The organism is Herbidospora galbida (genome assembly GCF_005233835.1).
In the GTDB taxonomy this organism is placed as follows: domain Bacteria; phylum Actinomycetota; class Actinomycetes; order Streptosporangiales; family Streptosporangiaceae; genus Herbidospora; species Herbidospora galbida.
The window spans coordinates 180,019-192,678 of sequence record NZ_SZQA01000001.1 but is presented as its reverse complement, the minus strand read 5'-3'; the positions used below and the strand labels follow the sequence as shown (position 1 = coordinate 192,678).

Annotated in this window: 11 protein-coding genes; 5 read left to right on the top strand and 6 right to left on the bottom strand. The window is 68.9% G+C overall.

The window, feature by feature from the left end; genetic code table 11:
• The first annotated feature begins 150 nt into the window (after positions 1–150).
• Complete coding sequence (locus FDA94_RS01000; RefSeq protein WP_137245094.1) at positions 151–462, top strand: tetratricopeptide repeat protein; 312 nt, start codon at positions 151–153, stop codon at positions 460–462.
• 475 nt (positions 463–937) lie between these two features.
• On the opposite strand, the gene FDA94_RS00995 is transcribed toward FDA94_RS01000, so the two are convergent.
• Positions 938–2,035 carry a hypothetical protein gene (locus tag FDA94_RS00995; protein WP_137245093.1) on the bottom strand — a complete coding sequence of 366 codons (1,098 nt, stop codon included), beginning with the start codon at positions 2,033–2,035 and terminating at the stop codon, positions 938–940.
• Positions 2,036–3,092: 1,057 nt separating this feature from the next.
• Here FDA94_RS00995 and FDA94_RS00985 point away from each other — a divergent pair.
• Together FDA94_RS00985 and FDA94_RS00980 are read left to right on the top strand one after the other, a co-directional pair.
• On the top strand, positions 3,093–4,190 hold the full coding sequence (locus tag FDA94_RS00985; RefSeq protein WP_137245092.1) for an FAD-dependent oxidoreductase: 1,098 nt from the start codon (positions 3,093–3,095) through the stop codon (positions 4,188–4,190).
• A gap of 39 nt (positions 4,191–4,229) precedes the next feature.
• Positions 4,230–5,846 (top strand): thiamine pyrophosphate-dependent enzyme, encoded by a 1,617-nt coding sequence (locus tag FDA94_RS00980; protein WP_137245091.1) that lies wholly within the window; start codon positions 4,230–4,232, stop codon positions 5,844–5,846.
• Between the two features lie 315 nt (positions 5,847–6,161).
• On the opposite strand, the gene FDA94_RS00975 is transcribed toward FDA94_RS00980, so the two are convergent.
• Together FDA94_RS00975 and FDA94_RS00970 are read right to left on the bottom strand one after the other, a co-directional pair.
• Positions 6,162–6,443 (bottom strand): P-loop NTPase family protein, encoded by a 282-nt coding sequence (locus tag FDA94_RS00975; protein WP_137245090.1) that lies wholly within the window; start codon positions 6,441–6,443, stop codon positions 6,162–6,164.
• Positions 6,444–6,520: 77 nt separating this feature from the next.
• Complete coding sequence (locus FDA94_RS00970) at positions 6,521–7,120, bottom strand: TetR/AcrR family transcriptional regulator (RefSeq protein WP_137245089.1); 600 nt, start codon at positions 7,118–7,120, stop codon at positions 6,521–6,523.
• A 116-nt stretch (positions 7,121–7,236) separates the two neighbouring features.
• Here FDA94_RS00970 and FDA94_RS00965 point away from each other — a divergent pair, with 116 nt between their 5' ends.
• On the top strand, positions 7,237–8,058 hold the full coding sequence (locus tag FDA94_RS00965) for an SDR family NAD(P)-dependent oxidoreductase (protein WP_137245088.1): 822 nt from the start codon (positions 7,237–7,239) through the stop codon (positions 8,056–8,058).
• A 382-nt stretch (positions 8,059–8,440) separates the two neighbouring features.
• Here FDA94_RS00965 and FDA94_RS00955 read toward each other — a convergent pair whose 3' ends face one another.
• The 3 genes from FDA94_RS00955 to FDA94_RS00945 all read right to left on the bottom strand — a co-directional run bounded on the left by FDA94_RS00955 (position 8,441) and on the right by FDA94_RS00945 (position 11,607).
• The gene (locus FDA94_RS00955) at positions 8,441–8,923 is read right to left on the bottom strand and encodes a carboxymuconolactone decarboxylase family protein (RefSeq protein ID WP_137245087.1); all 483 of its coding nucleotides are present in this window, start codon (positions 8,921–8,923) and stop codon (positions 8,441–8,443) included.
• 80 nt (positions 8,924–9,003) lie between these two features.
• Positions 9,004–10,449: an MFS transporter gene (locus FDA94_RS00950; RefSeq protein WP_137245086.1), complete on the bottom strand. Its 1,446-nt coding sequence runs from the start codon at positions 10,447–10,449 to the stop codon at positions 9,004–9,006.
• Between the two features lie 9 nt (positions 10,450–10,458).
• On the bottom strand, positions 10,459–11,607 hold the full coding sequence (locus FDA94_RS00945) for a serine hydrolase domain-containing protein (RefSeq protein ID WP_137245085.1): 1,149 nt from the start codon (positions 11,605–11,607) through the stop codon (positions 10,459–10,461).
• Positions 11,608–11,750: 143 nt separating this feature from the next.
• Here FDA94_RS00945 and sigJ point away from each other — a divergent pair, with 143 nt between their 5' ends.
• A complete protein-coding gene (sigJ, locus tag FDA94_RS00940) occupies positions 11,751–12,638 on the top strand; it encodes an RNA polymerase sigma factor SigJ (RefSeq protein WP_137245084.1) in 888 nt (295 codons plus the stop codon).
• Positions 12,639–12,660: the final 22 nt, after the last annotated feature.

Genomic DNA, 12,660 nt, shown 5'->3' with positions numbered 1-12,660 from the left:
CGCTACATCTGCCCGGCGGCCCCGGACACTGACCCAGCCGGTCGGGGACAGGTGTCCTGTGGATCCTGGCCCGGTAGGTACTGCGCCCATTCTTCGACGGTGAATGCCCGCCCGGGCAGTGCGCAGATCGTGGCATATGGATCGGACGGCATGGCCAGGCCCCACACCCTGATCGTGCGGGTGCTGGGCGGTGACCACCCCGACGCCCTGCAATTCCGCAACAACCTCGCCTACGCCTACCGGGAGGCCGGTGATCTGGGCCGGGCCGTCCCCTTGTATGAGCAGACCCTGGCCGACTGTGAACGCATCCTAGGAACCGATCACCCAACGACGAAGATCGTGCGTGACAACGTAGTGGCCGCCCGTCAACAAGCCGGCGGCCAGCGGGCGGGCGCCGTCCGCGGTTTGCGGCACGGCTCGTCCGCCATCGTGCGGCGAATTTGGCGGAGGTGTAGGGGATGAACGCGCTGAGCGGGCGGTGCGGAGAGCTCATCGGGTGTTTCCGATCAGGGTGTCGAGCAGTTCGCGGCCGGGCTGCTGGAGTTCGGCCTGGGCACCGGGACGGGCGGGCCGTGGCATCGGCGGCTGGGCCCGACGATCACGATCTTCCCGTCCAGTGATCCCATCGGAGTCTCCCCGAGCAATAGTTGCTTCGTCAAAAAAGTACATTACTTCCTTCGTGAAGCAACTAATATGTGGGGATGACCACACGACCGCTCCTCCCGCATCAGCTGCCGCGGCGACTGTCCGGAGCTGGCGTCAACGACGAGTTGCCCGGTCAATGGTCTCACCTGGCCGTGACAGTGGGCGGCCGGGAGCGGGTGGTGAGCGCCGGATACGAGCCTGGGCCGGGCGCGGTGGTCGGGGCCGGCCCGGCGGAGCCGTAACGGGAAGGGAGCTTTTAGCCGCCCTTTGAGGATTTGAGGGTCGGGCGCCCTCAGCGGTACAGGCCGCCTTCCTCCGCCTCGCCCTCGATGATGTGGGCCTCCTGCTCCGCGGCCCTGGCCTCGTCCCTGAACTTCTTCTCCGCCCAGTAGTCCTCCATCTTCTCCCCTTCGGTCGGCTTGAAGATGCGGCGGGCCTTTTCGTGAAAGTTCTCACGGGAGACCGCGGAATGGTCGGAGACCGTGCTCAGGAAATAGTCGATGGCCTGATCGAATTTGCCGGCCAACCTCCCCGTCGGGGAGAATTCGGCGGCTTCGAAGGCGCCCATCGCGGTTCCGTCGCTGCCGCTTTCATAGAGGCGCCGGGTCTTTTCCGGAGCGTCCTGGGGAATCCACGTGAAGAAGAAGGTGAACGTGGAGCGGGTGTCGGTCAGGTCGCTGATGTCCAGGGTGTAGACGCCCCAGCGGCAGTCGTCGGCGGGCAGGCCCGCGAGGAACTCCTCGTGCGGCGCGCCGGGGTCGCCGGTCTGCGCCACGTCCAGCAGGAAGAACCGGTTCATCTTGAAGATGGCGTGCCCGAATGTCATCACCTCCGCTTCGGAGTCCCGCCGGATGTCCATGACAATCTCCTCCGCCTTCGGGGCGAACCTCCCGAACGAGATGTCCCCATCGGGAAAGTGCAACGCGCGCGGAGGACCGGAGACCGCCAGCCGATCCAGCACCGCCCCGTGGGAAAGGCCGGCGTGGTCGGCGGCCGAGTGCGATATCTGCACCAGGTCGAATGCCCGCGCGAGAACCGCCGTGTTCTGTTCGTAGAGCGCTTTCTGGGACGCGGGGGCGGCGGCGGGCAGCCACGTATATAAAACAGGGTCGTCGCTGCAGAGGCTGCCGTAGGAGCCGAGGTCCGCGAGGCAGATTCCCCATCGGCATTCGTCGGCGGGCAGTGCGGCCAGGAATTCGTCGAACGGCGACCGATCGGGATCGGGCTGGTCGTCGGGATCGTATTCACCGGAATCGGAAACGGGCACATAGTTCTCCGGGACGATCGCCGATCCCTCGGCCTTGAAGATCACATAATCGGCCTCGCGATACTCCACCATGCTGGAGTATGCGTTCATCGCCTCGGAACCGAGACTGAGATTGCCGGACATTCGCTGCTCCCTTCGCGCGGCCTGCCCCACGCTAACGGCCCGCGAATGCCCCTAAAAGATCACAAAGATGTGGCCCACGGTCGACGATGGTCCACCGGTGGGAGGCGCCTGGATCACCCGGGTGGGCTGGCTCGTATGACCCCGGGGCCACGCCGGAGGCGTTGCAGCGCCCGCTCCTGCTGGAGGCCGGCGCCTGCAGGGTGGGCCCGGACCCGGCGGCGCCGGGACCTCGGTGAGCTGGTCGGAGGAGACCGACGTGGAGAACGGCTGCTCGCCTCCGACGGTGGCCGCGCGACCGCGCCGGCATCCACGCGAACAGGACGGTGTTCTGCGCCCACTCCGTCTGGAGGTACCGGCTTTCGCTCAGCGGGAACTCGACTTCGTGCAGCAGGCACCAGAACCGGACGTTCCCGGCGAACGTAACCAGCATCCGGTCGTCGGACGCGGCACGGTTCCCGCGAGCGGGAACATGATCTGGACACCACGGTCGGGCTCCGCGACCGGCTTCTGCCGGTGCTTGGACTGATCCCTACGGGCCGCCAGATATCCCTGAGTTCCTCGGAGCCTCTTCGGCCGATCTAACCCCAGGAACTGGACTTATACACTGGCGCTCCGGCTTGTTCAGGAATGGATGAGACTTCAGGGATTCTGAAAACCTATCGTTCTGGGCGTTCGTCTTCCTGTGAATGTGAAGGCGAGGTGCCCGGAGATTGACAGGGACGAGCTGGCGAGGTTCTTCACCCTGACTCCGGCGGATGTCGCGTTCGTCGATCCCGGTCGGGGCCGTGGCGTTATGCACGTACGTTGCCACCGTCGTCGCGGAACTGGTCGGAGCAGTGCGAGCGGCGGTGCCTGCACTTCCTCAAGTGCTGGGCCCATGTGTCGCAGTGGCGGTCACCGTGTCCCCGCGATGCGCCGCCCTCGCGCAACCGCAGAAACAACTGCCCTGCGCCGAGTCAAGCCTTGGTTGCGGCGGGGGCTGGTGTCGCCGACGCCGGGTACGAGTGCCGACGGCCCCCAATCGTAAGTGGACACGATCAGTCAGGGGGCTGGCCCGATGCACCTGCGGGAGCTCACCAATCTGCCGACACCCGACTTCGCCTTCGATCCGAACGTGCCCGGGGCGTGCGTCACCGGGGTGCGGCCTTATCGCGAGGGAACCTTCCGGCTGAACTCCGAGCGGGTGTCCGGCCGGTTCATCGTGCACAACTACGGCCACGGTGGCGCCGGCATCTCGTTGAGCTGGGGCTGTGCGGCCAAGGTGAAGGACATGGTCAGCCAGTTCCTTGCCGTCTCGCCCCAGACGGAGGTCGCGGTGCTCGGCGCCGGTGTCATGGGCCTGACCGCCGCCACGATGCTGCTCGACCTGGGGCTCAAGGTCAAGATCTTCGCGGATCGCAAGCCGGTGGACACCACGTCGTTCAAGGCCGGCGGCCAGTGGGCCGTGTCCGTCGTCGAGACCGCCATGAATGAGCAGGACCTGAAGGCGATCATCAAGACGTCGTACACGACCTTCAAGGACAGCATCGGCAAGGGTTTCGGTGTCTCCGAGCGGCCCAACTACTGCCTCAAGCCGGCCGACGGTCTGGACATGGTGCTGAACCTTCTGCCCTGCCTGATGCCGGCCCGCCAGCGACTGGACCGCCTGCCGTTCCAGAACCACACCCAGCCGGGATTCCTGTATCAGACGCTGCTGATCGAGCCGCCCATCTTTCTCCCGCGGCTGGAGTGCGACCTGAAGGCGCGCGGCGTCACCTTCGTGGACAAGCGTTTCGCCACCAAGGCCGACATCTTCGCGACGGTGCCACAAAAGATCATCGTCAACTGCACCGGGATGGGCGCGAAGAAGCTGTGGAACGACACGAAGCTGGTCGGGGTCAGAGGCTACCTCGCGATGTTGCCGGCGCAGCCGAACCTGCAATACCTCTACAGCCGCAACGGCTACATGTTCCCGCGCTCCGACCACGTCGTCATCGGCGGCACTACCGACTGGGACAAGGAGGACGAGGACCTCAACCCGGCCGAATGCAAGAAGCTGGTGAACGTCATCGCCGCCGCGTTCGGTCAGGCGGCGCCCGTGCCGATGCCCATGAACCACATCGATGACCCTCGCAACAGGCGGCTGGTCGACCCCAGGCTCTCTGTCTCCGACTGACCGATCCCCGCCGCGGCGGGCCTGCACTGGAGCGTCATCGTGGCCTTCACCGTCGCCGACTACGTGCTCAAGAGGCTGACCCAGCAGCGCGTCGACACGCTGTTCGGCGTGCCCGCCGCCTACTGCGCGGGGCTGTTCGACGCGGCCGGCCGAAACGGCGTCAAGCCGATCGTCACCGCGAGCGACCTCGAGGCCGGCTACGCGGCTGACGGCTACGCCCGGACCAAGGGTCTCGGCGTGGTCGCGGTCGCCAACGGCGCGGGCACGCTCAGCATGGTCAACGCCATCGCCGGCGCCTTCGTCGAGCGCAGCCCGGTCGTCATCGTCAACGGCGGCCCCAACGCGGCCAACCTCGCCAACCTCAGGGACTTCGACGTCCTGTTCTCGCACTCGACCGGGCAGCCCGACCACGACCTGAGCACGTACAGGCTGGTCACCGCGAGCGCGACGCGCGCCGGAACGGCCGCCGCGGTGCCGGGCGTGGTCGACGCCGCGATCGCCACCGCCGTCCAGCGCAAGCGGCCGGTCTACATCGAGATCAACAGGGACATCTGGACGGCGCCCTGCCCGGCCCCTTCCGGGTCCCTGCCGGTCACCGAGCCGCCGGTGGGCAGCGAGGAGCAACTCGCCGGCACGATCGTCGGCCTGGTGCGCGCCGCGACGTCGCCGCTGGTCCTGGTCGGCATCGAGATCCAGCGCCACGGGCTCGCCGACAAGGTCGCCGACCTGATCGCCAGGCTCGGTGTGCGCTGGTCGGTCCAGTTGCCGGCCAAGGGAGTGTTGCCCGAGCAGGGCGACGGCTGGGTCGGCGTCTACGCCCCGCCGCACTCGCTGCCCGCCGTGAACGCCATCGCGCAGGCCGACCTGCTCGTGATGCTCGGCTGCGTGTTCCCGAGCAGCTACGCCACGCTCATCCGCACCGGCACGAACCGCATCATCACCGCCTACGACGGCAAGGTGAAGATCAAGAATGCCGCCAAGCAGAGCGCGCAGCTCGACACCCTGGTCACCGCACTCGTCACCGAGGCCGCGAAGGCGGCGCCGCGACCGGTACCGGCCGCCGTCGACCCGGTCACGCCCACAGCCGTGGGCCCGCTGACCTATCGCCAGGTGTTCGAGCGCATCGGCGCCGCGCTGGACCCGTCCTGGCTGGTGATTCCCGACACCTTCCTCGGCATCCATTCAGCCGCCAACCTGCCGATCAAGGGCCGCGACGGCTTCCTGTGCGGGGCCGTGTGGGCCTCGATCGGACACTCGGTGGCCGCGGCGGTCGGGGCGTCGTTCGGCTCGACCCGCCGCCCGCTGGTCATCTGCGGCGACGGTGGCTTCCACATGACCGCCCAAGCGCTGTCCACCATGGTCCGCTACGCACGCAACCCGGTCGTGGTCGTGATCGACAACGGCATCTACGCCTTCGAGCAGTTCCTGCTCGACGCCGACTACTTCAGCGATCCCGCCACCCAGCCGAAGCCGTACGTCGTCCTCAACCGCTGGGACTTCGTCAAGTTCGCCAACGGGCTCGGCGTGCAGTCCGCCCAGTCCGTCACCACTGCGGCGGCCCTCGACCAGGCGCTCGCCACGGCGAAGGCGTCCAACGCGCCCGCTCTGATCGTCGCGAAGGTCAACTCGCGTGACCTACCCGCGGAACTCGGCTGACCCCGCGTCGTCGCCGGGCCCAGGATTGTCGGTGCTCATCTCGGGGCACTCTCGTCGATGGCCGTGGTTCGGAGGATGTCGGCCTGGGCGTGCTCAAGGGCCGGCAGTTCGACGCCGGGCTCGCCCGAAGCAGCGCCCGCTCGTCCTCCTCGGTCAGGCCGCTGCCGGCCATCAACCGGTCGGCCTGGTGGTGCCCGGCCAGCGCTGGCCCATCAACGGCAACCCGGTGGCCTGCTCGGTGATCAGGTTCCGCACCCGGGCGAAGGCGGCGATGCGCGGGTAGCGGCGGGCCAGCCCGACTTCACGGTATTCCAGCTACCCGCCGAAGTCCCACACGTTCAACCGCATGGTGGCCTCGGCATCCTCGGGGTGGGCGAGCTCCAGCAGGTCCAGGTGGACCCCGTGGGTCTGCGGCTCGTCGCGATGGTAGGGCAGCCGGCACAACGCCTTGGCCACCGACGTCTTCCCCACCGCGGCCTCGCCCACGACCAGCATCTTCGACGACCGCTGCCGCTCCACACCCCCGCGCCGCAACGCCCACAGGAAGCCCAGCGCCGCCACAGTCCCCGCCGCCACCACTTCTGCGGGCGGGCTCACCAACGGATTGCCGGACAGGGTCAGCGTGGTGAGGGTGGTGAGGTTGCCGATCGAGTCCGAGCTCCCTGGTCGTGGATTCAGGGACGGAAGGCCCTGAGAGTCGCGTCCACGAGTGAATCCGCATACGCGGCGGTCAGGGGGCCGCTGCGGTGGAGCCAGCGCTGGAACAGCGGGGCGTAGAGCACGTCGAGGACCAGGTCGAGGTCGGCGTCGGCGGCGAGCTGGCCCGCCTCCTGGGCGCCGCGCAGGCGGGCCTTCTTCGCCTCCTCCAGCGGGCGGGCCAGTTTCTCGCGGTATTCCGCCGCCAGTGCGGCGTCGTTGGCGATCTCGGTGTTGAGGGCGCGGATCAGCCGGTCGAAGGACGGATCGGCGAACTCCTCCGCCGTGGCGCGCATGACGAGCTTGAGGTCCGCTTCGAGGTCTCCCGTGTCCGGCAGGGCGACCGACTGGCCGTCGGCGTCCTCGCTCAGCGCCAGTAGGGCGGCGAAGACGACCGCGCTCTTCGACGGCCAGCGCCGGTAGATCGTCTGCTTGCCCACGCCCGCTCGGGCGGCGATGGCCTCGACGGTCACCTTCTCGTACGCCTCCTCGACGACCAGGGCGCGGGTGGCCGCGAAGATCGCCTGCCGGGACCGTTCCTTGCGCCGGGAGTGGTCCGGCCCCTTCTCGTTCGACATGCGGGCCACCCTACCGGCTCGACTAAACGAGACGATCCGTATTGCGAGTCGGGCGGAGATGTCCTATCTTCTATCGAACCGAGACGATCCGTTTCATTTACTGAAAGTGAGAACCTGTGACGAACGCACGAGCGTGGCTCATCACCGGCGCGTCCCGCGGCCTGGGCAGGGCTTTCGCCGAGGCCGCCCTGGCCGAGGGCGATCGCGTGGTCGCCATCGCCCGCGACGTCGAACCCCTGAAGGACCTGGCCGAGAAGCACGACGGCCGCCTCGTCCCAATGGCGCTCGACGTCACCGACCGTAAAGGCGTGTTCGAGGGGGTGGAACGCGCAGCGGCCGTGTTCGGCGGGCTCGACGTCGTCGTCAACAACGCCGGCACGCTGCTCTACGGCATGGTGGAGGAGGCCACGGAGGAACAGATCCGGGCCCATCTCGACGTGAACTTCTTCGGCGCGGTGTGGGTGGCCCAGGCGGTCCTCCCGCATCTGCGCGCCCGGGGAGGAGGGCGGCTGCTTCAGGTCACCTCTATGGGCAGCGGCGGCGGGATGGCGACCGTCGGCTTCTACGGCGCGGGCAAGGCCGCGCTCGACTCGCTCAGCGAGGCCCTGGCCATGGAGGTCGAGGGGCTCGGGATCAAGGTCACCATCGTCCAGATGGGCGGCTACAACACCGGCCTGTTCACCACCGGCACCACGGCCACTGAACCCCTGCCACTCTACGGGCCGCTGCGCGCCGAGATGGAGGCGATGTGGGGCGACGCCGTCGGCCCCGAGCCCGAGACCGCCGCCCCGGTCATCCTGAAGCTGGCCGCGCTGCCCGACCCGCCCCGGCGGCTGATCGTCGGCGGCCAGTCCTTCGACCACGTCCTCGACATGAACAAGGCCCAGGTGGATCTCTATCGGGCCTGGGAGGACCTGAGCCGGATCGCTCCCGGTTGAGGCGTCCTCGCCGTCGACGTGCCCGACCTCGACACGCCGTCGGAGTTCGCCCGGCTCGACGTGTAGGTCATCGACTGGACCGTCGTTCCGGACGATTTCGCGAAGGATCACCTGGTCGCCGCTGTTGGACAGGTTGAGGTCACCGGTGCCGGCGGCCACCCCCGCGACGCCGCCGGGGATCGCGGAGGCCGCGCCGAACACGGTGATCACCTTGCCGGGCTCGCGTGCGGCACCAGGTAGGCAGGATTGGCCATCCGCGCGTGCATAACTCGTTTCTCCTCGGGATGTCGGTGTGCCGGACGAGCGTGGGCCCAGCCCTGATCTGGCCCCGGACAGGGCGAGGTACGGGTTGCCGCGTCCTCGCCCTGGGCATTTTGGAGCGTTACGGCCTCCACTGCTCCGCCGGCGACACACCCGGCAGCGGCTTGCCGATGAGGGCGAGGGGGAGGAAGAAGCAGACCTGGCCGATGGCCATGATGAGGGTGGCGAGCGCCTTGTCGTCGTACTGCTCGGACGCCCGGGCGTAGAGCTCGTCGGGGACGCGCTCGCCGGACGGGTTCGGGGTGAGCACGGATTCGACCAGTTCCAGCGCGACCCGTTCGGCGTCGGTGAAGAAGGGCGCGTCCCGCCAGGAGGCCACCGCGGTGATGCTCTCCTCGGTGACGCCGGCCTTGCGCAGGTTGCCGGTGTGCAGAACGGTCAGGTACGTGCTGCCGGCGATCTGGCCGACGCGCAGCTGGACCAGGCTGATGGTGGTCTGCGGGATAGCGCCGTTCCCGGTCGCCTTGTACAGGGCGCCGCCGATGTCCTTGAGCTCGGGGACCAGCACGGCGGGGTTGGGCAGGCGTGACTGGGTGGTGGTCATGGTGGGGATTTCCTCTCGAATGTTGGATCACTGCTATGACGGATCGCATGGGGCGAAGGTGACCTGTGAGGCGGTCAATTTCATCCGGGTGTGCTGCCGAGGGTTTCCGGCGTGGGCTCGGCGTCCCGGCTCGCGGGCTGGGGGCGCAGGAGGAGGACGGCGGTAAGGATCGCGGCCAGGTAGAAGCCGCCCGCGCCGAGCATGCCGGTGGTGTAGCCGCTGGTGAGCGCGTGGTGCAGGGGAGTGCCTGCCGGTTGGCTCGTGGTGGCGGTGACGGCGATGCCGGCCAGGACGGCCAGACCGAGGGCGCCGCCGATCTGCTGGCTGGTGTTGACCAAGCCGGAAGCGATGCCGGAGTCGCGCGAGGCGACGCCCTGTACGCCGCCGATGGTGGCCGCGACGAAGCCGATGCCCAGGCCGATGCCGCCGGCGAGCTGGGCGGGCAGCAGCACAAGCAGGGGATTCTGGTCCGGGGTCAGCAGGCTGAACCAGCCCATCGCCGCGGCGGCCACCGCCATCCCGGTCGCCAGGACGATCCGCGTGGAGGTGCGGGCCTGCAGTCTGGGGCCGATGACACCGGAGCCGATGCCGATGCCGATGGCGAACGGCAGATAGGCCAGGCCAGTGATCATGGGCGAGTACTGCTTGATCGTCTGCATGTACAGGGTGAGGAAGTAGAAGGTGGCCAACTGCCCGGCGCCCATGAGCAGCATGACCAGATTCGCACCGAGCCTGCCGCGGTCGGTCAGCACGCCTGATGGCAGCATCGCGCTGCGCGCGCCGCGCTGGATGAACGCGAACGCCACGAGCAGCGCCACGGCAACCGCTCCGGAGGTCACGGTGAGCCCGTCGCCGACACCATGCGAGCCGGCCCGGTTGATCGCGTACACCAGCGCACCGAGGGCGAGCGTCACCGTGACCGCGCCGGGCAGGTCGAGGCCGCCGCGCTCGCGGGTGCCGGGCACCAGAGCGAATGTCCCGGCCAGGACCAGCAGCGCGATGGGGATGTTGACGAACATGATCCATCGCCAGCCCACGTACTCGGTGAGGGCGCCGCCCAGCAGCAGGCCGGCAACCGAACCGAGGCCGCCCATGGCGCCGTACACGCCGAGCGCCTTGTTGCGCTTGGGCCCGGCGGGAAAGGTGTCGGCCAGCAGGGACAGCGCGGCCGGGGCGACGATCGCGGCACCGACGCCCTGCAGGGCCCGGGCGGCGATCAGCATGCTCCCGTTGCCGGCCAGGCCGCCCAGCAGGCAGGCGGCCAGGAAGACGACCAGCCCCGCGCGGAACATCCTGCGGCGGCCGAACATGTCGCCGGCGCGGCCACCGGCCAGCAGCAGGCCGCCGAAGACCAGGGCGTAGGAGGTGAGCACCCAGTCCAAGTCGGCCTCAGCTACGCCGAGCCCGGTTCCGATGACGGGCAGGCCCACCGTCACGATGGTGCCGTCCATCACCATCAGCAACTGCGCGGCCGCGATCACCAGCAGGGCGAAGCTGGTGTTACGGGTTTCGGAGTGCGAGGGCATGTGGCCTCCTCAGGAGGCGGTGGCGGCGCGGTGGACGGCGGTGGCGAGCCGGTCGTGCTCGGGGTAGGACCAGCCGAAGCCGAAACGACGCCGTGTGTAGCCGAAGGCGACGCCGCTGACCGGGTCGGCGAAGGACTCAGAACCGGCCGAGCCGTCGTGGCCGAACGCGTTCGCGCTGAGGAACGCATATTGCAAGCCCTTGGCCTGGAACCCGACCGCGTAGTTGCCCTGCTCGCCACGGACCAGATCGCCGCCGGTGGAATGCAGCATGGAGAACTCCCCGACGGTGTCCTGCTTGAGCAGCGGAGGGCGTCCGTCGATGCCCCAGACGGCCGCCGCGTACAGGCCGGCCAGACCGCGCGCGCTGCCCACCCCGCCAGCCGACGCCGGACCGTTCGCGCGGACGATGCGGGTGTTGGCAAAAGCCACCTGGTCCAGCGGCGGGGTCCTGTTGAGCCCGTAGCCGATGCCGAGGATGCTGTGCGGACCAGGCACGTTAGACCAGAACGCGGCCTCCTGCTCCGGCGTGGCCGTCCACCACTGGACCGGCCGGAACCGCTCCTCCTCGGACTCGGGCAACCCCAGGTAGAGGTCGAGCCCGTACGGCACCCGGATGCGCTCGTCGTAGACCTGCTGGAGCGACTTCCCGGTCACCCGCCGGATCACCTCGTTCACCATGGCGAACGAAACGAATCCGCCGTAGCCGTAGGCGGAGCCGGGCTTCCAGTACGGCCGCCGCCCGGCCAGGCGGCGCGCGATCACCGCGTCGTCGGCCAGCTCGGCCGCCGACAGCCCGCCGTCGACGCCGATGACGCCGGAACGGTGAGTCAGCACATCCCGCAGCGTGATCCCGCCCTTGCCGGCGGCGCCGAACTCCGGCCAGTGCTGGGCCACCGGCTCGTCCAGGTCGAGGACGCCTTCCTGGACCAGTAGCGCCGCCACCAGCGTCGCGGCGCCCTTGGTGGAGGAGTAGACCCCGGTCAGCGTGTCACCGCTCACCTCCGGACCCGCCCACAGGTCGGCCACCCGCCGACCGTGCGCGTAGGCGGTCAGCTGCGCGCCCACCTGGCCGTCCTGCTCGGCCACCACCGCGGCGAACGCCTCGCGCACCTGCTCGAAGCCGTCCGCCACCGTTCCGTGGACATTCATCCTGCTCATCGTCGGCAACCCTTCGTGAGTAAGTGTTGGTCGCCGGCGTGACGGATGGTCCGGAGGAAAGGTGACCGGATGCGTTCGCGGTCACCTTTGACTGCTTTGATGCGTCAGCGCTCCGACGTGGCTGAGATGAGAGGAAGACGACCGTGACGCCCCATGACTTTCTGGCAGACCAGTTCCAGGGGCACCGGCCCCATCTGAAGGCGGTCGCCTACCGCATGCTCGGCTCGCTGAGCGAGGCCGAGGACGCGGTCCAGGAGGCGTGGCTGCGGCTGGCGCGTTCGGACTCGGGTGATATCGACAACCTCGGTGGCTGGCTGACCACTGTGGTGGGCCGGGTGTGCCTCGACATGCTGCGTGCCCGTAAGTCCCGGCGCGAGGAGTCGCTGGAGGACCGCCTGCCCGATCCGGTGGTCAGCCTTCCGGATGCCGCCGGCCCGGAGCAGGAAGTGCTGCTGGCCGACTCGGTGGGCCTGGCGCTGCTGGTCGTGCTGGAGTCGCTGACCCCGGCCGAACGGCTGGCGTTCGTGCTCCATGACATGTTCGGTCTGCCGTTCGAGCAGATCGCGCTCATCGTGGACCGCACTCCCGTGGCGGCCAAGAAGCTCGCCAGCCGGGCGCGCCGGCGAGTCCGCGGCGCGACCCCGAACCCCGACACCGACCTGGCCAGTCAGCGGCGGGTGGTGAAGGCGTTCCTGGCCGCCGCACGGGGCGGCGACTTCGACGCGCTGGTGTCCATTCTCGACCCCGACGTGGTGCTGCGCGCCGACGGCGGGATCCTCACCGGCGGCATGAAGGTCATCCGCGGCGTCGCGGTCGTGGCCGGGCAGCTCGCCACCTTCCAGCGCATGGCCACCAGCGCCACCCCTCACCCGGCGATCATCAACGGCCTCGCCGGCCTGGTCAACACCATCGATGACCGGCTCATCTCCGTCATGAGCTTCACCATCTCCGACGGCAAGATCGCCGCGATCGACATCCTGTCCGACCCCGACCGGCTGGCCCGGCTCGACCTCACCCGCCCGGAGCCGTGAAACCCTGCCCACGCCGGGACGG

Excerpts from the sequence above, each read along its gene's own strand:
- FDA94_RS00955 (WP_137245087.1), bottom strand. The coding sequence starts at position 8,923 with ATGACCACCACCCAGTCACGCCTGCCCAACCCCGCCGTGCTGGTCCCC.
- FDA94_RS00995 (WP_137245093.1), bottom strand. The coding sequence starts at position 2,035 with ATGTCCGGCAATCTCAGTCTCGGTTCCGAGGCGATGAACGCATACTCC.
- FDA94_RS00970 (WP_137245089.1), bottom strand. The coding sequence starts at position 7,120 with ATGTCGAACGAGAAGGGGCCGGACCACTCCCGGCGCAAGGAACGGTCC.
- FDA94_RS00985 (WP_137245092.1), top strand. The coding sequence starts at position 3,093 with ATGCACCTGCGGGAGCTCACCAATCTGCCGACACCCGACTTCGCCTTC.
- FDA94_RS01000 (WP_137245094.1), top strand. The coding sequence starts at position 151 with ATGGCCAGGCCCCACACCCTGATCGTGCGGGTGCTGGGCGGTGACCAC.
- FDA94_RS00945 (WP_137245085.1), bottom strand. The coding sequence starts at position 11,607 with ATGAGCAGGATGAATGTCCACGGAACGGTGGCGGACGGCTTCGAGCAG.
- FDA94_RS00950 (WP_137245086.1), bottom strand. The coding sequence starts at position 10,449 with ATGCCCTCGCACTCCGAAACCCGTAACACCAGCTTCGCCCTGCTGGTG.